General features: G+C 68.7%; 38 protein-coding genes. All 38 read right to left on the bottom strand.

Features of this window, described 5'->3' with window-relative positions; genetic code table 11:
• Positions 1-5: 5 nt before the first annotated feature.
• The gene (locus OX958_RS23905; RefSeq protein WP_270131545.1) at positions 6-503 is read right to left on the bottom strand and encodes a phage tail tube protein; all 498 of its coding nucleotides are present in this window, start codon (positions 501-503) and stop codon (positions 6-8) included.
• Positions 503-964: a hypothetical protein gene (locus OX958_RS23900; RefSeq protein WP_270131543.1), complete on the bottom strand. Its 462-nt coding sequence runs from the start codon at positions 962-964 to the stop codon at positions 503-505. Before OX958_RS23900 ends, OX958_RS23905 begins: the two co-directional genes overlap by 1 nt.
• Entirely contained in the window at positions 964-1296 is a 333-nt protein-coding gene (locus OX958_RS23895) for a hypothetical protein (RefSeq protein ID WP_270131541.1), read from the bottom strand. The genes OX958_RS23900 and OX958_RS23895 overlap by 1 nt, the downstream gene beginning before the upstream one ends.
• A gap of 75 nt (positions 1297-1371) precedes the next feature.
• Positions 1372-1779, bottom strand: a complete 408-nt coding sequence (locus tag OX958_RS23890; RefSeq protein ID WP_270131539.1) for a hypothetical protein — start codon at positions 1777-1779, stop codon at positions 1372-1374.
• Positions 1776-2156 carry a hypothetical protein gene (locus OX958_RS23885; protein WP_270131537.1) on the bottom strand — a complete coding sequence of 127 codons (381 nt, stop codon included), beginning with the start codon at positions 2154-2156 and terminating at the stop codon, positions 1776-1778. The genes OX958_RS23890 and OX958_RS23885 overlap by 4 nt, the downstream gene beginning before the upstream one ends.
• Positions 2156-2551: a DUF6093 family protein gene (locus tag OX958_RS23880; RefSeq protein ID WP_270131536.1), complete on the bottom strand. Its 396-nt coding sequence runs from the start codon at positions 2549-2551 to the stop codon at positions 2156-2158. Before OX958_RS23880 ends, OX958_RS23885 begins: the two co-directional genes overlap by 1 nt.
• Positions 2548-3132, bottom strand: a complete 585-nt coding sequence (locus OX958_RS23875) for a hypothetical protein (protein ID WP_270131534.1) — start codon at positions 3130-3132, stop codon at positions 2548-2550. The genes OX958_RS23880 and OX958_RS23875 overlap by 4 nt, the downstream gene beginning before the upstream one ends.
• A 16-nt stretch (positions 3133-3148) precedes the next feature.
• Positions 3149-3784, bottom strand: coding sequence for a hypothetical protein (locus OX958_RS23870; RefSeq protein ID WP_270131532.1), 636 nt, complete (start codon positions 3782-3784; stop codon positions 3149-3151).
• A 2-nt stretch (positions 3785-3786) separates the two neighbouring features.
• On the bottom strand, positions 3787-4806 hold the full coding sequence (locus OX958_RS23865; RefSeq protein WP_270131530.1) for a major capsid protein: 1020 nt from the start codon (positions 4804-4806) through the stop codon (positions 3787-3789).
• Positions 4807-4835: 29 nt separating this feature from the next.
• Positions 4836-5600, bottom strand: a complete 765-nt coding sequence (locus OX958_RS23860) for a hypothetical protein (RefSeq protein ID WP_270131528.1) — start codon at positions 5598-5600, stop codon at positions 4836-4838.
• 46 nt (positions 5601-5646) lie between these two features.
• Complete coding sequence (locus OX958_RS23855; protein ID WP_270131526.1) at positions 5647-6444, bottom strand: hypothetical protein; 798 nt, start codon at positions 6442-6444, stop codon at positions 5647-5649.
• Positions 6425-7900, bottom strand: coding sequence for a phage portal protein (locus OX958_RS23850; RefSeq protein WP_270131524.1), 1476 nt, complete (start codon positions 7898-7900; stop codon positions 6425-6427). Before OX958_RS23850 ends, OX958_RS23855 begins: the two co-directional genes overlap by 20 nt.
• A gap of 12 nt (positions 7901-7912) precedes the next feature.
• A complete protein-coding gene (locus OX958_RS23845) occupies positions 7913-9550 on the bottom strand; it encodes a hypothetical protein (protein WP_270131522.1) in 1638 nt (545 codons plus the stop codon).
• The gene (locus OX958_RS23840; RefSeq protein WP_270131520.1) at positions 9531-10043 is read right to left on the bottom strand and encodes a hypothetical protein; all 513 of its coding nucleotides are present in this window, start codon (positions 10041-10043) and stop codon (positions 9531-9533) included. Before OX958_RS23840 ends, OX958_RS23845 begins: the two co-directional genes overlap by 20 nt.
• A 4-nt stretch (positions 10044-10047) precedes the next feature.
• Positions 10048-10386, bottom strand: coding sequence for a hypothetical protein (locus OX958_RS23835; RefSeq protein WP_270131518.1), 339 nt, complete (start codon positions 10384-10386; stop codon positions 10048-10050).
• A 144-nt stretch (positions 10387-10530) separates the two neighbouring features.
• Positions 10531-10902, bottom strand: coding sequence for a hypothetical protein (locus tag OX958_RS23830; RefSeq protein ID WP_270131517.1), 372 nt, complete (start codon positions 10900-10902; stop codon positions 10531-10533).
• Positions 10902-11159, bottom strand: a complete 258-nt coding sequence (locus OX958_RS23825; RefSeq protein WP_270131515.1) for a hypothetical protein — start codon at positions 11157-11159, stop codon at positions 10902-10904. Before OX958_RS23825 ends, OX958_RS23830 begins: the two co-directional genes overlap by 1 nt.
• The gene (locus tag OX958_RS23820; protein WP_270131513.1) at positions 11156-12337 is read right to left on the bottom strand and encodes a polysaccharide deacetylase family protein; all 1182 of its coding nucleotides are present in this window, start codon (positions 12335-12337) and stop codon (positions 11156-11158) included. Before OX958_RS23820 ends, OX958_RS23825 begins: the two co-directional genes overlap by 4 nt.
• A gap of 224 nt (positions 12338-12561) precedes the next feature.
• Entirely contained in the window at positions 12562-13008 is a 447-nt protein-coding gene (locus tag OX958_RS23815; protein WP_270131512.1) for a hypothetical protein, read from the bottom strand.
• Between the two features lie 155 nt (positions 13009-13163).
• On the bottom strand, positions 13164-13445 hold the full coding sequence (locus OX958_RS23810; RefSeq protein ID WP_270131510.1) for a hypothetical protein: 282 nt from the start codon (positions 13443-13445) through the stop codon (positions 13164-13166).
• Positions 13442-13717 (bottom strand): hypothetical protein, encoded by a 276-nt coding sequence (locus OX958_RS23805; protein ID WP_270131509.1) that lies wholly within the window; start codon positions 13715-13717, stop codon positions 13442-13444. The genes OX958_RS23810 and OX958_RS23805 overlap by 4 nt, the downstream gene beginning before the upstream one ends.
• A complete protein-coding gene (locus OX958_RS23800; RefSeq protein WP_270131508.1) occupies positions 13714-13872 on the bottom strand; it encodes a hypothetical protein in 159 nt (52 codons plus the stop codon). Before OX958_RS23800 ends, OX958_RS23805 begins: the two co-directional genes overlap by 4 nt.
• Positions 13869-14267, bottom strand: a complete 399-nt coding sequence (locus tag OX958_RS23795) for a hypothetical protein (protein ID WP_270131507.1) — start codon at positions 14265-14267, stop codon at positions 13869-13871. Before OX958_RS23795 ends, OX958_RS23800 begins: the two co-directional genes overlap by 4 nt.
• Positions 14264-14875 (bottom strand): hypothetical protein, encoded by a 612-nt coding sequence (locus OX958_RS23790; RefSeq protein ID WP_270131506.1) that lies wholly within the window; start codon positions 14873-14875, stop codon positions 14264-14266. The genes OX958_RS23795 and OX958_RS23790 overlap by 4 nt, the downstream gene beginning before the upstream one ends.
• Entirely contained in the window at positions 14872-15849 is a 978-nt protein-coding gene (locus OX958_RS23785; RefSeq protein WP_270131505.1) for a hypothetical protein, read from the bottom strand. Before OX958_RS23785 ends, OX958_RS23790 begins: the two co-directional genes overlap by 4 nt.
• Positions 15846-16163: a hypothetical protein gene (locus tag OX958_RS23780; RefSeq protein WP_270131504.1), complete on the bottom strand. Its 318-nt coding sequence runs from the start codon at positions 16161-16163 to the stop codon at positions 15846-15848. The genes OX958_RS23785 and OX958_RS23780 overlap by 4 nt, the downstream gene beginning before the upstream one ends.
• Entirely contained in the window at positions 16160-16921 is a 762-nt protein-coding gene (locus tag OX958_RS23775) for a hypothetical protein (protein ID WP_270131503.1), read from the bottom strand. Before OX958_RS23775 ends, OX958_RS23780 begins: the two co-directional genes overlap by 4 nt.
• A gap of 115 nt (positions 16922-17036) precedes the next feature.
• Entirely contained in the window at positions 17037-17264 is a 228-nt protein-coding gene (locus tag OX958_RS23770; protein ID WP_270131502.1) for a hypothetical protein, read from the bottom strand.
• The gene (locus OX958_RS23765; RefSeq protein ID WP_270131501.1) at positions 17249-17566 is read right to left on the bottom strand and encodes a hypothetical protein; all 318 of its coding nucleotides are present in this window, start codon (positions 17564-17566) and stop codon (positions 17249-17251) included. The genes OX958_RS23770 and OX958_RS23765 overlap by 16 nt, the downstream gene beginning before the upstream one ends.
• Positions 17567-17584: 18 nt before the next feature.
• On the bottom strand, positions 17585-17947 hold the full coding sequence (locus OX958_RS23760) for a hypothetical protein (protein ID WP_270131499.1): 363 nt from the start codon (positions 17945-17947) through the stop codon (positions 17585-17587).
• Complete coding sequence (locus tag OX958_RS23755; RefSeq protein ID WP_270131497.1) at positions 17947-18249, bottom strand: hypothetical protein; 303 nt, start codon at positions 18247-18249, stop codon at positions 17947-17949. The genes OX958_RS23760 and OX958_RS23755 overlap by 1 nt, the downstream gene beginning before the upstream one ends.
• Positions 18249-18677 (bottom strand): hypothetical protein, encoded by a 429-nt coding sequence (locus OX958_RS23750; protein WP_270131495.1) that lies wholly within the window; start codon positions 18675-18677, stop codon positions 18249-18251. The genes OX958_RS23755 and OX958_RS23750 overlap by 1 nt, the downstream gene beginning before the upstream one ends.
• Complete coding sequence (locus tag OX958_RS23745; RefSeq protein ID WP_270131493.1) at positions 18674-18994, bottom strand: hypothetical protein; 321 nt, start codon at positions 18992-18994, stop codon at positions 18674-18676. The genes OX958_RS23750 and OX958_RS23745 overlap by 4 nt, the downstream gene beginning before the upstream one ends.
• Positions 18991-19638 (bottom strand): hypothetical protein, encoded by a 648-nt coding sequence (locus OX958_RS23740; protein WP_270131492.1) that lies wholly within the window; start codon positions 19636-19638, stop codon positions 18991-18993. Before OX958_RS23740 ends, OX958_RS23745 begins: the two co-directional genes overlap by 4 nt.
• Positions 19635-20048 (bottom strand): hypothetical protein, encoded by a 414-nt coding sequence (locus tag OX958_RS23735; RefSeq protein ID WP_270131490.1) that lies wholly within the window; start codon positions 20046-20048, stop codon positions 19635-19637. The genes OX958_RS23740 and OX958_RS23735 overlap by 4 nt, the downstream gene beginning before the upstream one ends.
• Positions 20045-20251, bottom strand: coding sequence for a hypothetical protein (locus tag OX958_RS23730; protein WP_270131488.1), 207 nt, complete (start codon positions 20249-20251; stop codon positions 20045-20047). Before OX958_RS23730 ends, OX958_RS23735 begins: the two co-directional genes overlap by 4 nt.
• Positions 20251-20898 (bottom strand): hypothetical protein, encoded by a 648-nt coding sequence (locus OX958_RS23725; RefSeq protein ID WP_270131486.1) that lies wholly within the window; start codon positions 20896-20898, stop codon positions 20251-20253. The genes OX958_RS23730 and OX958_RS23725 overlap by 1 nt, the downstream gene beginning before the upstream one ends.
• A complete protein-coding gene (locus tag OX958_RS23720; RefSeq protein ID WP_270131484.1) occupies positions 20895-21038 on the bottom strand; it encodes a hypothetical protein in 144 nt (47 codons plus the stop codon). Before OX958_RS23720 ends, OX958_RS23725 begins: the two co-directional genes overlap by 4 nt.
• Between the last annotated feature and the right edge of the window lie 18 nt (positions 21039-21056).

Below are 21056 nucleotides of genomic sequence, written 5' to 3'. Positions count from 1 at the left end.
ACGGGTCAGACGACGGCGCGGCGCAGCCGTACGCGGGAGGTGATGAACTGCTTCTGCGCGACCTTCAGCACCGAGTTGGCCTCCGGAGGGAGGTCGCTGTACTGGCCGCACTTGGTCGGCCAGATGTCGACCTTGTCGCCGGCGATGATCGGCAGGTCCCAGGCCTTGCCGCGGCGGGTGACCCAGTTCCCGACCGAGCCGGGGATCAGGGTGTTGAACGCGTCGTTCGGCAGCGCGGTGTTCGAGTTGTCGATGTAGGTCGACGTCAACGTGCGGGCGACCCGGCCGGGCTGCTCGAACGTCTCGATCTCGCACAGCCGCGAGTCCGCGATCACCTGCTCGTCCAGACCCGGGGTCCAGCCGTCGGCGGTCAGGTAGCACGAGAAGTCCTTCACCGTGCCGGCCGTCAGCTCGACCAGCGTCGGGGCCTCGGGGTTCAGGATCGACGGGACCCACAGGGCCTTGACGTTGCCGTCTGCCGGGGTGCTGGGGATGTCGGCCATCAGTTGCTCCTTCGCTTCTTGGCCGAGTTCCCGGCCGTGGTCTTGTCGTCGGCCGAGTCATCGCCCGGCGGCTGTTCGACCGGGGGCGCATCGCCCTCGGCCTGGTCGTGGTCGACGGGCGCCGGCGGGCTGTCGTCCGTCACGGCGTCCGCGTCGACGTCGTCGCCCGGCGGCGACGTGGCCGGGTCGCCAGCGCCACCCTCGGCCGGCGGGTTGCCCTCCGGTGGCTGCTCGCCGCTGCCGGCGGCGTCGGCCTGGCCGCTGTCGGCGGTCGGGCCGACGGGCTTGCCGGCCTTGTCGACCCGGAACTTCGGCGCGCGAGCTCGCGCGGTCGAGCTCGAGTTCTCCGGGTAGTCCTTGAGGATCTCGACCGCAGTACCGCGCAGCCGAGGGTCTTCCTCGTGCAGGTCGAACTCGTGACCGGTGTCGACGTCCTTGACGCGGATCCAGGTCGGGGCCATCAGACCGAGATCCCGTAGAACTTGACCGACGCGAACGGCACCGCGGTCAGGTCGATGAGGCCGGTGTTCGGATCGGCGAGCTCCTTCGGGAACGGGCCGATCACTGCCCGGCCGCCGGCTGGGATCGACACCGACGGAATGTCGGGATACGCCTGGCCCCACTTGGTGTTGCCGGGAACGACCACCGTCACGATCACCGCGCCGGCGTTGCCGTTCTCGACGAAAGCCGCCGCGCGCTCGTTCCACGCGATCTTGTCGGGACCGGCGGTCGCGTCGGTCGACGGCACGAGTACGCCGCCGATGACCGCCTGCTTGATGGGAACTGTCGCCATGAGGGTGCTCCTTGCATGCGAAAGCCCCGCGCGATGGCGGGGCAGAGGGTGGGGTGTACGACGCTGGGATGGCGGTCAGGCAGGCGGCTGCGCGGGGGTGCTGTACCAGCGCCAGACGTCGGTGCCGGAGAACCGTGCTGGGGAGTTGTCGTCATCGCGGGTCACGGGGCGGGCGATGAGTCGCTTGATCCGGCTGCAGGATCGGCCGGGTACGGTCGGTCGCTGATTTTTGAGTGCGGCCTCGACCAGTTCGGCGATGCGCAGGACCTGGGCGACGTCGTCGCCGCTGTAGTTCGCGGTGACGGTCCAGACCCGCATCGGGTTGGCGTCGGCCAGGTCGACCGGTTCGCGGTTGCCGGTGTCGGGGTAGAGCGTCACGTAGCCGCCGCCGGCCAAGGCCGGCGATTCTCCGACGTACCAGATGATCGCCGGGGTGTGGGCGGCGATCAGCGCGGTGAAGGCGTCGAGATGCGCGCTGATCACAGGACGTCTCCGAGGATGTCTTCGACGGCCTTGATGTACGCCGGGGTCTCCTGGTCGAGTGGGCCGTTGATGTCCAGCACCGGCCCGGACTTGCTGCCACCGAAGTACAAGATGTTGCCGAGAGCACCTTGTTTGCGGGACTTGTCGGGGCCGATCTCGGCGCCGATCTGGCCGATGCCGAACTTGACCTCGTCGGTGATGGACCGGGGGAAGTGGGGCGCGTGCCCAATCCCGGTGGCGTCCTTGACCATCGCCTCCCGGATCTTGCCGGCAGCGGCTTTGGTGGCGGCAGTCAGCTTCGGTACTGCACGGCCGGGCGCCTTGTCGAGATCGGCCAGGACGTCGTCGAACTCGGAGAAGTCGAACTCGACACCCATCAGCTCTGCACCTCCTCCACGATCAGCCGGCGCGCGGTCAGGTCGGTCTTGTGAACCAGCGCCGCGACCCGGAACCGGCGGCCGACGAGCTCGGGATCCGACGCGGCCGCGGTGATGGTCACGACGTCGTCGATGACCGCAGCCGGCGCGCTCATCGACAGGTGGAGCTCGTACCGCAGCACGGTGAACGCCCGGTCTCCGGCGACCGGATCCGACCCGGTCGCAGACACCCGCAGCTGGACCTTGCAAGCCCCGGCGTACTTGAGAGGCCCGGCGACCGGCGTGTACTGCCCGGTTGCCTCGTCGAGCGGCCCTTTGACGTCGGGCTGGTTCAGCCGGCAGCTGTCGCGCATCCGCCGTCTCGCGGCCCGCCGGCCCCGCGTGAGAACGCTCACCGGTGGGTGACCATCCCGGCGCCGCCGCCGAACGACCGGCGCAGCCAGCGCCTGGTCCCCGCCGGCAGTTCCATCACCGACGCGACCCGTTCGGCGCCGGCGGCGAAGGTCACCGAGTAGTCGTCGATCTTCTCGGCGATCACCCGCGGATCCGACGACTCGTATCCGCCTTCGGCCGCGGCGTTGACACCGGCGCCGACCAGGGCACAGACCAGGTCGACGACGAACGGCGGCACCTCGGGCAGACCGTGGATGTAGGTGACCTCGACCGTCGCCATCGCCAGCTGGCCGCCGAATCCGCCGGCCCGCCACAGCCGGTGCCCGTCGAGCCGGTAGTCGGTGACGGCCTGGCCGTCGACCTTGACCGAGGTGACCGACACGATCGGCAGCCCCGGCAGCTCGAGGTACTCCTCGTCCCAGCGGCCGGTGAGCTCGAGCGTGGTGGTCTTCTGCAGGATCGGCGAACCGGCTGCAGCGCGAACCACCGACGACGCGACCTTGAGCATCGTCGGCGCCGGCGCTGCGGTCGGCATGTTGCGGGCGGAGAGGTCCGCCGGAGACGCCAGGTCAGGTAGAGCCACGACGGACCTCCCTTCGTCAGGCGGTCGGCTGCGTGGGCTGGTCGCCCGCGGAGTCGCCGCTGTCGGAGCCGTCGCCGGGATCGCCGACGTCGGCTCGCTTGTCGAGTTCCGCCTGGATCGCGGCGAGAACGTCGGCCTTCTTCGTCGCGCCGCCCAGCTCGATCGGCGGCTCCTGCTCGCCCGCGAACACGACCAGCTGGTCGACGCGCCGCTTGTGGAGCGGCTTGTCGAGCTCGGCCGGATTCGGGACACCCGGATCTCCGGCGAGCAGCTGCTCGTCGCCCTGGTCGGCCGGCGGCTGGCTGCCGTCGTCCAGGTCGCCGTCGTCCGGGTCCGGGAGGGTCTGGCTGCCCGGCTCCTTGTCGAGTGGGTTCACCAGGTTCGGGTCCTCGTCGGGAGTCACCGGGCTGCCGTCCGGGGTCTGACCGGCGGCGCCTTGAGTTGCCGGATCCGGGGCGCCCGGGTTCTGGCCGGCCGGGTCCTGGTCGGCCAGGTCGACGACCTCGTCGGGGATCTCCTCGACGAAGTAGCCGGCCTCGCGGAAGTACCACAGAACGGTCGGGTCGGTGACTTCGGCAGCGCCGTCGACGAACACCTGGTTCGAGACGACGCCGTTGAAGTCCTTGACGGGAGCAACCACCAGATAGGTCATGGTCACTGCACCTTCACGTTGCGCAGGACGGCGGCCGCGGTGGTGCGCTTGAGCACCATGGTGGCCGGCCCCATCTCGACCTCGCCCTTCTTCACCGCGCCGGCGGTGGTGAAGTCCGGCAGCCAGACCGAGGCCAGGTCGCCGACGGTCGAGACGCCGTGGAAGCCGTCGAGACCGAAGTGGACGGCGTACAGGTCGGTCAGGCCGGTGATGTTGCCGCCGGCACCGCCGCCGTCGGCGTCGCGGGTGGCGATCGGCACGACCGGCGTCGACGTCGACCCGGACACGTTGTCGCCGAGGTCGACCAGGACGGCGTTGCCGTACCGCTCGACCAGGCGGCCCAGGGCGTCCTCCTCGCGGCTGTAGTAGCCGGCGCGGCGGGCCAGGGACCGCACACGGGTGATCGACTTGCGGTTGCCCATGATCGCGTCGGCGCCGCCCTCGACCAGCGACAGGAACTCGTCGAGGCGGTCGAGCGCGCCGTGGGCCTCGTCCTGGGTGTCGACGGTGCCCGACGTCCAGTCCAGGTAGCCGGTGGCGACGCCGTTGGTCAGCGGCAGGTACTCGGTGGTGGATCCGGCGAGCGCCTTGTTGAGGCCGTCGAAGCCCTCGCTGTCGACGGCGACGTCGCCGTTGATGACCTCGTTGCCGAACTTGGCGCGGGTGGCCTTGATCAGCTGCTCCAGCTGGAAGCTGGTTTCGTTGGTCGCCGAGGCGCCGAGGCGGGCGATGACCCGGTCGACCTCGAACGAACCGCCGAGCGGCTTGAGGTCGGAGGTGTAGCGCTGCCGGGTGGCCTTGCCCGGCACGTACTCCTCGTTGACGGACCGGAACGACGCGGCGGCCGCGGTGATGAGCCGCGTGTAGCCGTACGTCAGGGTCGCGCCGCCGGTGCCGGGGTTGACGCAGTCGTCGAAGGTGATCTGGTCCAGCAGCCACGAGTAGCGGCGGAACTGGTCGATGACTGCGTAGTCGATGTCGCTCTGTACGTTCACCTGCGCTTCGGCAAGGGTGACGGGCATGGTGTTCTCCTACTGGGTGTGGTGGCAGGTCACTTCGACGGGCTGTAGTGCCGGCCGAGCGCTTCGCCGAGGGATTTGGGACGTTCGTTCTTCGGGGGCCTTGCGCCACCATCACCGCCGCCCTTGAACTTCTTGCCTTGCGCAAGAAGGTGGGGCTTCTTCTTTCCGAGGTCTTTCAGTGCTTCGGCGATCGCCTCGGTGTCGATCTTGTCGCCGTCGAGGAAGTCCTCGAGGTCGTTGTTGCGCAGCAGGATCGAGACGGCGTCCTCGGGGTCGGCGAACGCTCGGGCCTTGGCCTCGATCTTGTCTTCGACCCGCCCGCGCAGCACCTCGGCAGCGGCCTCGGCCTTCGCGTCGGCGCGGATCTTCTCGACGTCCGGCGCGTCGCCGTCGGCGTCGTCGTCCTTCTTCTTGCCGCCGGTCTTGGGCTTGCCGGCCTGCAGTTCCTTGACCTGCGCGGGCGTGAGACCGAGCGCCTTCCAGTCGCGCAGTTCGCGGCGGGCGGCGCGCTCCTTGGCCTTCATGGCGTCGAGCGCCTTTTGGCCGGCCTTTCCCAGCGGCTTGTCGTCGTCGTCCGGATCGTCCTTGTCCGGGTCGTCGGCGTCGTCGTCCGGGTCGTCGTCCTTGTCGGGGTCGTCGTCGGGGTCGTCGTCGTTCGACGGGTCGTCCGGCGAGGCGCCGATCACGGGCCACACCGGGCGGCCGTCACCGCGGATCATGACCGCCTGCAGGGCTTCGCCGGTGCGGGGGTGGACGAGGGTCTCGTGGTAGGGCAGTTCCTGCAGGTAACTCATGGTGCTCCTCGTTGCGAGGTCGGCCCGCACCTTGCGTGCGGGAAGGTCAGATGATGTAGCGGAACCGCTGCAGCAGCTCGACCGCCTTCTGCCGGTCTTTGCCGGCGCTGCGGTAGATCTGCTCAGGGGTCGGTCGCGGCCCACCGCGAAAGATGCCGCGGCGAGTGGTCGATTCGCGGGTGAACCGGTGGCCGGCCTCGTCCATGTAGATCGAGCGCCGCGCGTTGACGACTTGACCGATGTCGGCGCCCTCGGTGAGCGCCTTCGTCTCGGCTCGGGTCAGGCCGCGGATCTGCCCGTTCTTGAACGCCAGCTGCGGATCGGTGCGCAGATCGTCGGCCAGGTTCTCCCTCGAGGGGATGTGCCGGCAGTCGCACTTCGGGTGCCGCTTGAACCCGGCGTTCCACCCGAACCACTTCCCAGCCAGTACTGCGCAGCGCGGGCACGATGGCGGGTTGAGCATCCGCACGTACCCGCCCGCGTTCGGGCGGACGGTCAGCGCGACGCCGGCGGCGACCCGGCCGGCGTCGCGCAGCTGAGTGGCGACGATCATCTCGAAGTTGCCCGGGCCCGCGAGCTCGAGCAGCGATTCCAGCGGCCGGCCGTCCGACGCGACCCCGGAGAACGACTCCGGCCGGACCTCGGCCAGCGGTGCAGGGTTGATGCCCTGCTCGGCGAGCATCAGCCCGACCGACTCGGCTGCGTCCGCGGCCGCGGCCTCCTGGAACGTGATCACCGCCGTCATCAGCCGGCGCAGGTTGCCCCGGGAGCGCCGGGCCGCGACTAGGCCGCGGGCCGTGATCCGCTGCTGGCGCCGGTAGTGCTCAAGCGCGGACTGAAGCATCCGGGCTCGGCTCCGGTTCGCGGTCCACATCGTCGCCGGCCGGGTCCTTCAACAGCCCGTTGAGCGTCTCGTCGTTGAGCTCGGCGCGGCGCATCTCCATGATGCGAGCCACCTCGGTCGGCGAGTTGCCGTCCTGCTCGGCCAGCCACTCGAACGGGTAGCCGATGGTCTTCTTCTTCAGCAGCGCATCGGCGCGCTGCGCGTCCGAGCGGGATTCGACGTCCCTCCACAGGACCTCGCCGGCAGCAACCGCACGGGCCCGCTTCTCGTCGCCCTGGACCAGCGCGACGAGCCGGAACACCTCGCGGATGGCGCGGCCGAAGTGCTCGGTCTTCTCCTCGGTGCGCTTCACCAGGCCGGTCTCGGCCGCCTTCAAGGCGTCGGCCGACAGGTTCGACATCTTCCCGATGAGGTAGTGCTGCGGCGTACGGGTCTGCGCTGCGATGTGACCGACCTGGACCTCGATGACCTTGGTGTATTGCTCGAGGTTGGTGGCCGACCACTCGCTGATCTTGGCCTCTGGGTCTTCCAGCCACACCACGCGCTCGACCGAGAACTTCGCCAGATCGAGCGGCTTGGTCGTGCCGGTCTCCTGGCCGTCCTTGTCGAGGACCGGGACCTCAGGGCGCTCCTGGCCCATGATCACCCGCTGAGGGAACGAGGTGAAGTCGCCGGCGTTCAGCAGGTACGACCAGAACAGGTTGGTCGCGTTCTGCATCGCGACGGTGCCGGCGATGTCGGACAGCGGTTCGCCGATCAGCCGCGGCCGGTTCGGCAGCTCGACCAGCGGTACCTCACCGAGCGGGTTCGGCAGCGGCCACGGTTCGCCTTCGGGGAGGTTCTTGCGCTTCTCCCAACCGCCGAGCGATCCGACGATGTACAGGCCGGACTGAGTGCGGCCCTTCTCGATCTGGGTACGCGATCGCTGCCATTTCCACACCTCGTCGCGCAGGTACAGCGTCGCGTACTCGAGCTTCTCGTCAGCCCACAGCTTCAGGCCGGCCCGGCGCCGGCGGGTCTCGGGGTGGTATCCGACGATCGCCTGCGAGGGGTGCTCCCAGGTGATCGTCGCGTCGTCGGTGTCGGGGTCACCCCAGACGAGCGCGTAGGCCCGCTTGGCGATGATCGCGTCGATGAACGCCAGGTCGGACAGGGCATCGGCGTCGTTCTCCAGCCACGTCGCCCACAGCTTGTCGCCGGCCTTCTTCCCGCCGCCCTTCGGCCGGATCCCGATGAGTTCGAGGCGCTCGGTCGGAGCGTCGGCCACGACCCCGCACCAGTTGTCGGAGAAGTCCTTGTAGCGGTTCGCGAAGAACCCGCGGAACTGGTCCGAGGCGTACGCGAGGTTGTGCTCGCCGCGGTAGTACGCGTCGAACAGCCGGATATCTGGCTGGCGCTTCTGCAACTCGTCGGCCAGCTCGCCGAGCAGCCGCAACGCTTCCTGTACCGATGCCATCGAACCCCCTCCCTATCCGGCGTAGGCGCCGTACTTCTTGCGCCACAGCTTCGCCGCGGTGACGTCGCAGGCGGCCTCGTGCGTGATCACCGAGGAGACGCCGAGGTCGATCTTCTGGCCCTGGCTGGCCTTCACCAGCACGTACCGCCCGCTCGGCCGCGGTGACTTGCGGGCGTTGCCCATGTGCGTCGACGTGATCTTGCAACCGTCGTGGGTGAAGCCGGAGCTGACCTTGTTGACATCGGTCAGCATCCGCTCGCAGGCGGCATGCATCTGGACCGGACGGAACGTCGACCAGCGCAAGACGCGCTTGTCGCCGTGCTCTTCGGCCCACTCGTCGATCTCGGTCGACCAGTACGGCGGGTCGCAGTACATCCGGACGACGTCGAACATCGTGAACAGCTCGTCGACCGCCGCGCCGACCTCGAGGCGCGGGACCTGGCCGCCGTACTGCGCCGGATCCCAGATTGTCGGACCGCCGGCGGTTTCGGGGGTGAACTGGTAGCCGTCGCGGGTCTCGGCCCGGATCCCGGTCCAGTCGTCGACGTCGGACCCGTCGAAGCCGAGCACGACCTGCAGCTTGGTCCGCTTGTCGAGGCGCCGCGGTTTGGCCCGTGCGTCCCACTTGGCCTTGTCCATCCAGGTGCCGAAGCCGGCGGTGATCTTGTTGCCGAAGAACCGCTCGGCCTGGCCGGGGTCCTTCTCCATCAGCTCTTCGCACTCACCGGTGATCATCGGAAGGCTGGCGTGTGGTGACCCGGCGTAGTTGTACTTCAGGATCTTGCGTCGATCGGCCTTCTTCTTGAAGTCCAGATCGGCCGGCGGCGGCTCGTAGAACTTGAAGACATCCTTCGCGTTGCCCTCGTACGTGCGCTGTCCTGTCGAGTCTTGCGACGGATCCCACGGGTTGGTGGTCTCCATCGACCGGCCACCCATGCCGGCAGCGCCTCGCCGGATCGTCTCGGCGACCTCCCTCATCCCGTTCTGCTCGGTGTATGTGCCCGACTCGTCCTGCGGGTTGAAGACCACCGGGTTACCCAGCCGCGACAGTGCCGAGGCGGTGACGACCTCGATGATCCCTTCGTTCGGGAGCCGGATGAACCCCTCCCGGACCAGCATCTGGCCCGATAGCCGTGACCCGTTCGCCATCGCCTTCAGCGGCCGGTATACGTTGTCGACCTGCTTCTCCGACGTCGCGAGCAGCTGGATCAGCGGAGTTGCCCACGGCATCCCCATCGCCTCGCCGGGCCGGTACTTGTACCGCCAGCCACACCCGCAGCCGTGATCGCCGCAGTCGTAGACCTCGGCGCCAGTGGCCCAGCCGGCGAACAGCACCGGCCCGACCGCTTCGGCGCTGATGATGGTCGCCGACCACGGGCCCTTGCCGGTCTTCTGCGGCCCGACGATCTGCGACCGCCGGTAGTGGAACGCGGCACCCCGGGTCGGGTAGCCGTTGGCGTCGTAGGCCTTCGCGTTCGGCTTGACCCGGTAGTGGTTGAACGTGCACCACAGCTGCCAGTTGTACATCCGGAAGGGCTGCCCCTTGCGGAACATGTCCGGGATGATGCAGTGGCGCTGGATCCACGCCGGGACGATGTAGAGGGTCGGCCACTCGACGACGTACTTGCTGTCAGCCGCCGGCGTCGCCATCGTTCACGCCCTTGGGAAACCGGTCGCGAACGTCTCCCATCCCGTCCTCGTCGTCGACCAGGTCCTCGGCGTCCTTCTCGTGCCGCTTCGCAGCGAGTTGGTCCTCGGCGATCTTCCAGCCGTTCTCCTTCAGCCCGGCCGGCGACAGCCCGATCTGGTCGGACAGCCGGATCATGGCGTTGACATCGGCGGCCGCGCCGCCGAGCTCGACCTTGAGCGCCAGCCGGACGTAGTGGGCGACGGTCATCCACCGCCAGGGCTGCAGCGCCCAGGCGCAGGCCTGCGGCGATCGCCAGAGCTCGGCCCAGATCGCGAGCTCGCGCTCGGCGAGCTCCGAGGTCCGCTCGGCGATCGGGCCGAGCGGGAACGCCGGTGCCTCGCCGCCGTACCCCTCCGCCGGCAGCGCGGTGAACACCACACCTCGTGCCTCCGACCGCGCCGAGTTCTCGTCCGCCGGTGGACCGGACCGGTTGCGGGCCCCACCCCTGGCCACGGTGCTAGGCCTTCGACAGGTGAGCGTCGATGATCGACTGGATCCGGGCACCGTCGCTGCCGGTCGGGTAGCGAGCCCAGGCCAGGATCGCCGTGCTGAGATCGGTTCCGGAAAGGCCGGCCTTCTCGCACAGCTGCCACAGCGTGCCGTTGACCCCAACCGTTGCGGCGTTCAGGTCCAGCAGCAGGCTCTCGGTGTGGAGGTCGAGCGAGACCGTCGCGACGTTGTCCTCGACCTTGATCGTGACCGAGTCGTGGACCTTGTCGGCCCAGTCAACTCCGTCGATCAGCAGCCGGCTCCCGCCGTCGTCGCCGGTCGGGTGGTGCAGTTCTACCTTCGCCATTTCGGTCTCCTCAGCCGCGTTGCGCGGCATCAGCCGTGGTGACGTTGCGTCACCAACGAGAACGTTTGAACCCTCCGCACCTGGCAGACGCCTCTCCGGCGGTTCTGCTTTCGGCCCGGATGGGGGTCACCCCCCACCCCTTCGTCACTGGGTGTGACCGGCGTGCCAGCCGCCTGGCTGGTGGGTCGCGGTCTCGGTGTCGTGGCAGGTCTTGCACAGACCCCGGCCGTGCGCCGGGTCGTCTGGGTCGTGGCCTGCAGCAACGAGCTCGCGCCTGCTGAGGGGGTAGTGGTCAGCGACCGTCGAAGGTGCGTTGAGGCACAGCACGCAGATCGGGTGCTTGTCGAGCACGCCCTTGCGGAACACCTTGCGGTGCCGTACGCCGTACCCTCGCTCGGTCGACGTGCCACGACGTAGGTCTGCTTCCTGTGCGCAGTCCTCACAGCGTGACGTGCCAGGTGGTACGAGGGTGGGGCAGCCAGGCTTCGAGCACAGCTTCCATGCCCTGCTCGCCATCAGCTGTCGCTGTCGGGTACGACGCGCTGTTCGGTCATGAACGCTGCGTACTCAAGGCGTACGTGCTCGAGCAGGCCCAGCGTCTCCCACGTGCGCTGGTCGGGTGCGGTGTGCAGCGACAGGCTCTTGTGGCCCTGGTCGTCGATGGTGACTGCGACTGTGACTGAGCTGACCAGTAGCCGGCCCTGTTGGCTGAAAGCGGATGCCAGGGCTGCGTGCACCTGGTGCTCGCCTTCGCGTCGCTCGTCGTCGCTCACGAGTACGGTCCGCCTGCGATGGTCTCGCCTGCCCAGCAGTGGTCGGCGTAGAAGTGGCCGGCGACCTGGTTGGCCCACAGATCGAACCTGCACACCGCTGCGCCCTCGGTACCTGCAGCGCGCAGGTCGACGACCAGCGTCGACGTCGCCCAGGTGGTGCTGATGATGGCCGGCCCGGTCACCGACTGGCCGGCGATCGCCGTACCGGTCGCGTCGTACAGGTTGCGTCGGATGGCGAACTTCCCTGCGCCGGTCAGGTCTGCCACTCGTGCCCGTACGCCGAGGGTGTAGACCTTGCCGCACTCGACGGGGAAGACCTGCATCACTGACTCGCTCGCGGCGGCCGCGGAGGCTGCCGGTACGAACATGTGCAGCGACGCGGCGCCGGGCAGACCAACGTCGGGCGTCTCGACCAGACGCTCGATGATGGTGGCCGAGGTGGGGAACTTGGTCCAGCCGGGGATGTTGCCGGCGGCGTCGACCGGGGTCTCGAAACCGGGGTTCGCGAGCATCGACCCGGCACCGGATCCGGGGAAGGCCTCGGCCATCGTGACGGCCGGGATGCCGAGCTTCTCGACCAGGGCCATGGCCTCGTTGATCTGGTCCAGGGTCGGGTTGCCGGCGGTGTCCGGATCGTGTGCGTAGACGGTGAGCGTGACCGGTTGCGTTGCGGTCATCCGGATCAGCGCGAGCAGCTGCGCGTGGGTCGTGTCAGACCAGGGGAACCGGCCGATGAGGAAGGGGCGCGATCCGGCCTGGTAGGTCCACGGTGGCCTGTTGTAGCCCTGCGCGAGGCCGATACCGGCGATGCGGTCGTACCGGCCGTAGGCCTCGGCGTCGGTGGGCAGGGTGCGGCCGCCGAAAGGGTAGGCGTACGACGTGACGTTGCCGGCGCCCACTATTGCCTCGAGGTAGGTCTTGGAGGCGTCCCACTGCGGCTGGCGGTTGACCGCGGTGAGACCGGTCATGTCGAGGTGGTCGACGTTGTGGGAGGCGATCTCGTGGCCGTCGCTGGCCATGACGCCGATGAGGTGCTTGCTGACCCGGCCGGGGGTGTCGACCAGGCCGGTGGTGATGAACATGGTGTGGCGTTGCCGGCGGGCGTTGGCCATCTGGGCGATGCGGAAGGCCGAGGCGTAGCCGTCGTCCCACGTGAAGCAAATCTGGCCACGGGCCATGCTCGTCACCTCCTGGTCGAGCGAGCGGAGCGGGAGGTGGTCACCGCTGGAAAGGCGACAGCCCCAGTGCTCGAGGCGCTGGGGCTGTCTGGTGTTGCTATGGGGCCGAGGGCCCAATTTGGTAGCTGCTGGCGATAGAGACACTTCACCTATCGGCACTGACTATGGGCTTCGAGCAACGACATGTCAAACAGGCGTTGGTGGCGGCGCGTCGGGGGTCATGGTCAGCGGCCGTAGTCGAAGGCCAGGCGGACGGCTCTGGCGATGCCGCCGGTCGCGGGGCCGGCGCCGGCGGTGTGGATCGCGCAGTACGCGCGGGCGGTGGCCTCGACGCTGGCGGCGTTGGTCTCGTGGCCGGTGCAGAGCTCGATGACCTGCTGCAGCGCGTAGAGCGTCACATGCTCGGCCGGTACGCCGTGCTTGGCCAGTTCGACGGCGATGATGTAGGCGTTGCCTCGCAGCATCTTGGCAAGGTGAGTCTTGCTGTCGTATCGCCGGTTGATCCAGTGAGCGATGACAGCGTGATCAGCCGTCGCCAAGATGGCCTCCAGCTGCGCCTCGGCCGCCTCGCGGGCGATCAGTTCCTGGTTCGCTCTCGCGATCATCGAGTTGCCGGATGTGGCGAGGCCGGCGAAGAGGTTGCTCAGGCTGCTAGAAAAGCGTTTCGGCATCTGGTGTCTCCAGTTGTGCTGTGGTGGCTTGGATGCAGCCTTGGACCATGTCCGGCTGTGGATGGTCGGGTACGACCCAGTACGACGTACGGGTCGGTCCGCAGGACCAGATGACGCCGGCGACCACGCCGGCCGCTGTGCGGACGCGGACGCGCTCATTCGGCTCGTACGGTTCGGCCATTGATGGTCCGGGGGAGGCCTCGGAGCGGATCGGGGAGCGGCTCGCTGCGGTCGGCTTCGGCTTGCTGCTCGAGCTCGGCCAGGCGGGTGGCGATGTCGTGGACGAGTTCGGCGATCGCGACGCGCAGTTCGTCCTTCGGTACGTCGGGCGTGAGCGTCAGCAGTTCTAGCCGCTGTGCCGGGGTGGTCGTGACCTTGACGGCCACGACCTCGCCGTCGGTCGTGCCGTCGAAGCCGAGCAGGATCCGGTCGGTCACCGCGCCGGCTCCTCGACCGGGTAGCACTCGCTCGCCGTGCGGAGGCCTTGGCGGACGGCGTGTGGCATGTACCCGGCGTGCCAGTAGCCGCAGTCGTCGTGGAAGTAGGCGCGGGCTCCCTTCTTGCCTTCGGCCTTCAGGACCCGGACGAGCGCCTTGGCGCCGGCGCGGGTCCAGAAGGCCTTGCGGCCGGTGTCGCAGACGCCGGTGACGTAGGCGAGCGAGGGATCGCTGCGGATGTACTGCCGGCGCCGCGTGTTCTTGCGACTCACCAGCTTGCTGCCATCTCGTACGGCGTTGGCTGGCCGGCCGCGACCAGCTGGGCGCAGCCTTGGCAGTGGCCGTCGTCGAATACGTCGTCGGGGTCGATGCCGTCGGGGAGGTCGCAGGCGGCCAGGCCGCAGCCGTCGCACTCGTGCCGGTTCACCTCCGGCCTGCCATGCGGACCACGGTCTGCTGCAAGGCGCGGACGGTCCAGGTGTTGATCGAGTCGTCCGAGGTCTTATCGGTGACGTGGCTCGGGTGGTTGAGCGCGTCGTCGATCGCGTCAGCCGTGTCAGCTGATGCCAGCACGGACTCGCAGGCCTGCCAGCCCTGGGCGTAGACGAACCGGACCAGGTCGCCGATCTCGAGCGGGCCGCGTGGTTCGAGGCCGAGGCGGCGCAGGACGTCCATGGCTTCGGTGAGCGCGTCAGCGCGGCCGAGGTCGCGGTCGTTGATGCTCGGCAGGAAGGTCGCCGGCTTGTCCGCGGCGTCGGCGAAGGCCTGCAGCGTCGTCCGCTCGACTCGGCCGAGGCGTAGGAGTCCTGCGAGCGTCCTCATGCGTGCGTGCCGATGATCGCGTCGTAGGTGCGCTTCGCCCACTGCGCGTCGCCCATCGCGGTGTGGCGCTCGGTGTCGCTCGCGGGTTCTACGCCGATGGCCACGGTCAGCTCGTCGGAGTTCCACGGCGGCGCGGGCGAGGTGCTGGCAGGCTGACGGGCGGCGAGGTAGCCGGCGGCGAGTGCCTCGACGTCGACCAGGTGGTAGTGCCACGACGGCGTCAGCTGGTGGTCGCGCAGAAGCGGGGCGAGGGTCTCGGCGTCGAAGTTCGGGACAGCACCGACCAGGTGAGTGCCGTGCGTGTAGAGGGCGACTTCCTCCGCAGCGGCGCGAAGGCTGAGGTGGCTGCCCATGTCGCGGCCAGCTGGCCTGTTGATCGTGCCGCCGGCGCTGGCCATCCAGCGGCCGAGTGGGTGGCGTTCGTAGAACCGGCCGACAGCGAGGCCGAAGGGGTCAGCGTCGGTCAGATCGACGTCGACGTAGAACGTCCTTTCCCGATCGGGCTGGCCGGGGTTGCGGCGGATCATCGCGATCTCCCAGACCTTGCGGCCGGGGTGTACGCCGGTGGTCTCGGTGTCGATGAAACACAGCGGGGCAACGGTTTTCATGATGCTTCCTCGTCTTCGTGGTTCTCGGTTCGGATGTGTTCGGCCAGGAGGCCGAGGGTGGTTTCGTCCCAGGTCTCGCGGCAGTCGTCATCGACGCAGGTGGCGATCTGGTCGACCAGGCGGATCCGGAGGGTTCCGCGGTTGCCGCACAGCGGGCAGGTGTTGTCGGGCTGCCAGGCCGGCAGGTCCCAGCCGGTGACGATGCGGGACCAGGTCCACCAGCGGCCGAGGTCGGCCTCGACGCGGTGGGCGTCGCAGCAGATCACTCGGCTGGTGCCGGTGGCGCGCATCGACTTGCGGCGGTGGCACCGCTCGATCGACGGGAGCAGGCTGCCCAGGCGGCGTACGCAGCCGAGAAGGCCGAGCATGTCGTCGTTGCCGAGGGCACGCAGCCAACGGGCGGCGTCGAGCTCAATGCGGGCTGCGGTGTCGATCGCCTCGATCCGGGCCGCAGCTTGCGATGCCGGCGGCCGCGGACTGCCGGCGCCGACCGAGCTCTTCGGCGTGATGGCCTGGTGCAGCTGGACGAGCAGCGCGGGGCTGGTCGACACGTGGTAGCGGGGTTGGGTTTTGCGGCCGGCCTTCTGCTTGCGGCCCTTCTTCCGGCGGGCGGGTTGGGGTACGGCGGGCGGTTCGCCGGTACGGGTGTAGCGCTCGCTGTGGCTGATCGGGTCGCACAGCTCGCGGACCATGTCGAGTACGTCGGGGCGCTTCGTGCGGCCGCCGACCGTGTGGAACAGGGCGTGGACGACGTCGGTCTCGGTGAGGTCCTGGCCGTGCTCCGGAGTGACCTTGACGGCGCCGGCGGGCGTTGCCCGGATCCAGACCTCGGGGATCGGCCGGTACTGCGTGAGGTCGGCCCTGCAGCAGCGCTCGGCGCAGGTCCCGCGGGGGAGCTGGGTGATCGCGCAGCGGCAGCAGGGCTCGTCGCAGGTGTCGATGGCGAGGCCTGAGTGTTCGCAGCGGGCCGTCACGGGCGGGTCTCCTGGTCGGTCTTGATTCGGCGGGACTTCTTGCGGGTGGGCGGGTCGTGCGGGCAGGACGGGCAGCAGCGGCCGCGCATCGGCCGGCCTGACTCGCAGCGGCTGCGTGACGCTCCGCAGGTCGGGCAGGCCGCGACCCACGGTTTGCAGACCGGGCAGGGCTTCGGGTGGCCCTCGTCGTCGGCGGAGAGCCATCCGTTGACGCAGGCAGGGTCGTGCTCCGGAGCCGGCATCGACGCCGAGCTCGGTGCGGGTTCGCCGTACCGGTCGCGGCGGCCGGCCTGGTCGACCTGGTCGCCGGTCACGATGCCGCCGCCTGGTCCTGGTGCTGCCAGCACCGACCGTCCGGGGTGACCTTGAGCAGGCGACGGCAGTCGCCGCAGGGCTCGTGCCGGTCGCAGCGAACGCAGTAGCCGTCGACGGTCCAGCTGGTGTGACGGCAGTCGGGGGCGCGCGCGTCCTGTGGTTCTGTACCGGACCCAAGAACAGCTTTTATAGTTAGGGTTTCTTTAGAGTTATTGGGTACGCCTCGCGTACCTCTGGGCGTCGTCTCGCGTACCCCTGAATCCGTGTCGCGTACCTCTGGGGCTGTCCAGTTGTCCGTAAGGCGTACCTCTGGAGTGGGGTTATCCACAGGGCAGGCGTCTGCCTCGCGTACCTCTGGGCTTTCTGAGCCGTCCGCGAGGCGTACCTCTACAGGATCTGAGGGGTACGCCTCGCGGACGGCTGGGTCTTCGGGTTCGTCGGCGCGGTCGTACGTGGCGCGCAGGTTGGTGTTCTGGATGACGAGCCGGTACCGGGGTGATTTGTGCTGCCGGGCCTTGGTGAGCTGGATGAGCCAGCCGGCCGCTTCCAGGCCGCGCAGGGCCCGGTTGATGGCGTCTTTCGAGCGCAGGCCGGTACGCAGCGACAGCTCGGCCCAGGTCACCCAGGCGTCGTCCTTATCGGGTTTGGTTTCGTCGCCGGCGTACTCGGCGTAGGTCAGGGCAACGAGCTTCTCGTTGGGGCGCAGCGAGTCGCTTCCCCACACAGCTTCGGCGTACTTGTCTCGGAACCATGGCACTGAGCCACCTCGCTTCGGTCGTTGACCGGTTGACTTGGCCAGGCCCCGCGCCTGACCGTCGACCGGACGTCTTGTCTCGTCGTCTAGGGGGAAGTTGGGTACTGCGGGTGGGCTGCTAGGGGGTGTCGTCGTCGGGCTTGCTGGCGGGCGCCAGGGCCACCACGGCGGCGAGCCACGTGTTGAGCTGTTCCACCTCGAACGGTTCGACCTCGCGCTTGGAGTCGTAACCGCGGCTGTCGCCGGTGGCGATGGTGAGCTTGCGCGCTCCTACGTCGAACGTGAACCAGACCTTGTCGGCGGAGTCTTCGTCGCCGAGGCCGAACTGCATCAGCTCAGTGGCCACGAGCCGCTGCCTTCCTGCTGGTTCGGGCCGGCGGGTACCAACCAGCCGAACGACAGCGCGAGCTGGGTGGGCCGGTCCTGTACGTGCTGCCATGCGGGCCAGGGCACCGGCCCGGCGATGCCCCGGTCGAGTGCCCGCGAGTACGGGCAGTCGCGCAGGTCCGGGGTCGTGTCCTTGCACTGCTGTGAGTGCAGGATGTACACGGTCTGCTCGGCCGAGACGGCGCGGCCGTAGTGGTCGATCGCGTGACGCTCGATGCCAACGAGGTTGGCTATCACGGTGTCGGGAACGATGTCGCTCAACGCTGTTCTCCCTTCCTGCTAGTTGGGCCCGGACCGGCGGCGGCGTGCGGTCCGGAGGTTGATGACGTTGGCCGGTGGCGGCCCGGTCGGCGGTGGGGTACGGCGTACTGCGGCGTCGCGCTGGCGTTGCTTCTTCGCGGCGATGTGGACGGCGTACTTCGGGCAGGTCGCGAAGTGGGCCTTGCCGCGCTTCTCGTACGACTCGGGTTCCTCGCCGGCCTTCAGCGCGCGGGCGTTGATGCGGCCGGTGTGGTCCTTGTAGACGGCGAGGTTGCCGTCGTCGGTCGGGGCCGGGTCGAGTGGCATCGCCTTGCCGGTCTTGGTGCTGCGGGCCCAGAGGATCTCGGCGTCGCACAGGGTGCACAGCCCGTTGGCGGCCATCAGCTCTTCTCCGTCGGGTCCACGCACAGCCAGCGTCGGTCGGCATCGTGACGGCGCTGCCGCAGCTGCGCACCGACGTCGTCCTGGATGACGTGATCGACGTGACCGGGGAGCGGATCTTCACTGACCGGCGGCGGGCTGCAGTCTTCGACGGCGCCGGCCCATTGGTCGAGGAGCTCGGCGACGTCGCCTTCGAGTTCGTCGAGGCGCTGGTTGTTGACGTGGTGCGATCGACACAGGCCGGCGATGCACAGGCCGAGGATGACGACCAGGCCGAAGAGGACCTGCGCGAGGTTCGGCATCAGCGTGCTCCTCGATGAGTGCCCGGCGAGGTCGCGGCTTCGTGGCGCCGGGGTAGCGGGTTGATCAGGCCGACCATCTGCAGGCCGTCGCAGATGCCGTGCGCGTTCCTCACGCCTTCGAGCGGGCGCACTGTGAAGCCTGCTTCCTCGAGCAGGCTGAGATAGTCCACCTTGAAAACCCGGTCGGACGGGGTCGGCAGAACCGTTGCCTGCAGCCACATCGCGAATCCGTCGGCGGCCTGCTGGATAGTCGGGAACAGGTGGTTGCCGTACCCGACCGGGAGACCGCCGATCCGCGAGGCCTGCATCAGCACGACCGGGTCGAGCAGGTACTCCTCACCGTCGATCTCCACTGAGGACAGACCGCCGTTGGCCAGGAGGATGCGCCAACCCAGTGCCTGCGCGTCGACCATCAGTGAGCCGGTCACTGGGCACCGCCGCTCGCTGCTTGGCCGGCCTCGGTGAGCGTGATCGTGCATCCCACCGCGGCGTCGCCTTCGCGCCGGTTGAACCAGTCCGGCATCTTCACGTCCGCGCTGTACTGGATCAGGCCTGCGGCGTGGAGCTTCCGCAGTGTGCTCGCCGCGACGTGCCGCTGGCGGGTGTACTCGCCCTTGAACGACGACACGAACAGGGCGTACCGGTTCCGTTCCGCCCACACGAGCCAGCACGGCCCACCGGGCGGGGTCTCGCGGAGCCGCAGCTCCTTCAGCAGGCTGAGCAGTGTCGGCGTCAGGGCGGTCACTGTGCACCTGCCAGCACGGCGCGGATTGACTTCAGTACAACGTCAGCACCGAACCTGATGTCGTCGTTGCGGGCGACCATGGGGTCGTAGTGGTCGCAGACCGTCTCGACTGCGGTGATCACGGCCAGGAGGTCGTCGACGTCCTGGCGGGAGTGGGCGATGAACTCGGCGTCGGGGTGCCGTACGCCGATGATGTCGGCCCGGTAGACGCGCCGGTCGTCGCGGGTCGTCGCGGCCGGGCAGACCTCGAAGATCGCGAGATTGCGGGCATCCATCGCGAGCAAGTTCTCGGTGTCGGAGAACGCCAGGCGCGCTTCGCGGTGGGGGTTGCCCCACTGGTCCTCTACCCACTCGTGCTGGACCTTCTCGGTGATCTCTTCTTCGGTGTAGCTGCGCCAGCCGCCGACGCCGTCCTTGTGGTTGTCGTCCCAGACGTCGGTCTCGCGGAGGTATTCGGCGTACGCGCGGGCGCCCCGGTCGTCGGCGGTGCGCTCGCGGGGGTAGTGGCGCAGTACCTCGACGCGGCCGTGGCCAGGCATCCAGCGGCTCAGCGCCGGGTCGTCGTGGTCGACGTTGCCGCGCCACATCCACGGCCCGGGTGAAGCTGCCGCGGCTCTTGCCTGGATTTCCTGCAGAGTGGTCACCGGGGAACCTCCGTCGTGGTGTGCGGCCCCGCCCCCAGGTCGGGGCCGTACGTCGGTGTCAGGTACGGCAGAGCCGCGGTGAGGTAGATCTCGGCGTCGACCAGGTAGGTGGACTGCAGTTCCTCCCACTGGCCGTCATGGGCACCCCACGGCGGTGCGCCGCCCGGTGTCGATCCGGCCGCCCGGTCGCGCTCGTACGCCGTTCGTGCGTGAGCCTCGATCGCCCACTCGTTGATCTGAGGCATCACCAGCTGGCACGACACCGCGATGATCGGGAGCGGCTCGTCCGGGTGTTGGGCGAGCAGGTCGAGCAAGGTTGCCTTGGGCAAGGCCTGCACGCGGTAGCCGTTGGCGTACGTCATCACCGGGAGGCCGGCCAGCTGCTTGGTCAGTGCTTCTCGCAGGGTCATGTGGTGGGCCACTTCTTTTCCCAGCAGGGGATGCAGATGATCTGCAAGCTGCGCTTGCTTCGGCGGTAGAGCTCGCCGGGGTTGATCGTTGTGCCGCATCCGATCTCGCAGCCGTAGGACTTGCTGGCCTTGTGCTCGGTGTACCGGGGTGGGGTCGCGTTCTTCGGGTCGGATTTCCCGAAATGCATGTCGTAGCCGGCCATCACGCACCGTCCAGGAACTTCTTGGCCGAGGTCAGCCGCAGGAACTGGGCCGCGTTGCCGCCAGCGACGTCGGGGTGGAGGCGAGCCGCGGCCTTGCGGTACATGCGTGCTCTGATGTGGAGGCTTTCGACGACGTTGACGGCGTGGTGCCGGAGCTGGTCGTCGGTCGAGTCGGGCAGCGCAGCGTTGACGATGAAGATTGCAGCGCTGTCGGTCGACCAGGCCGGCCGCGCGGCGTCGAGCTGCTTCCACCCGGTGTACTGCTCGCCGTTCTTGGTGACGCCGTACCGGTCGACCTTCCGCAATGCCTCCAAGGCGAGGGCAATCGCGCGCAGGTTGTCGGCCCACTGAGTGAACCGGTCGCACGGGTACGACAGGGCCCCGTACGGCGAATCCAGCGACAGGATCACACCTGGGTGGGTGGCGCGAGCGTTGGCCTTGGGTGCGCCGTCGAGCCGGAAGTCCGACTCGCGCATCGCCAGCTGCAGTACGACGTTCTCTGCGTCGAGGTGATGTAGCTCCCGGTCGAGCAGGTCGATCGTGGATGACCAGCCCGCCTTGAACGTGGACGACTTCCGCTCGCGGGTGAGCTCACCAGGCCAGGTCTGGATCGGCCGGCCGGTGACGTGGACGGATCGGAGCTTCACAGGTACCGCCGGATGGTCTCGACCAGGAACCAGATGGTGAGGGCGACGACCGCGACGGCCTGCACGGCGATGCTTGCGCAGGGCAGGCAGGAGAACGGCGAGCCGTCGTCGCCCATCGGGTCGAATGGATCTGCAGTCACGCGGTGGGTCTCCATGGG

Origin of the sequence: Kribbella sp. CA-293567 (assembly GCF_027627575.1) — a bacterium.
GTDB lineage: Bacteria > Actinomycetota > Actinomycetes > Propionibacteriales > Kribbellaceae > Kribbella.
Note: the sequence above shows the minus strand (reverse complement) of the source record. Positions and strands in the feature narration are given on the sequence as shown.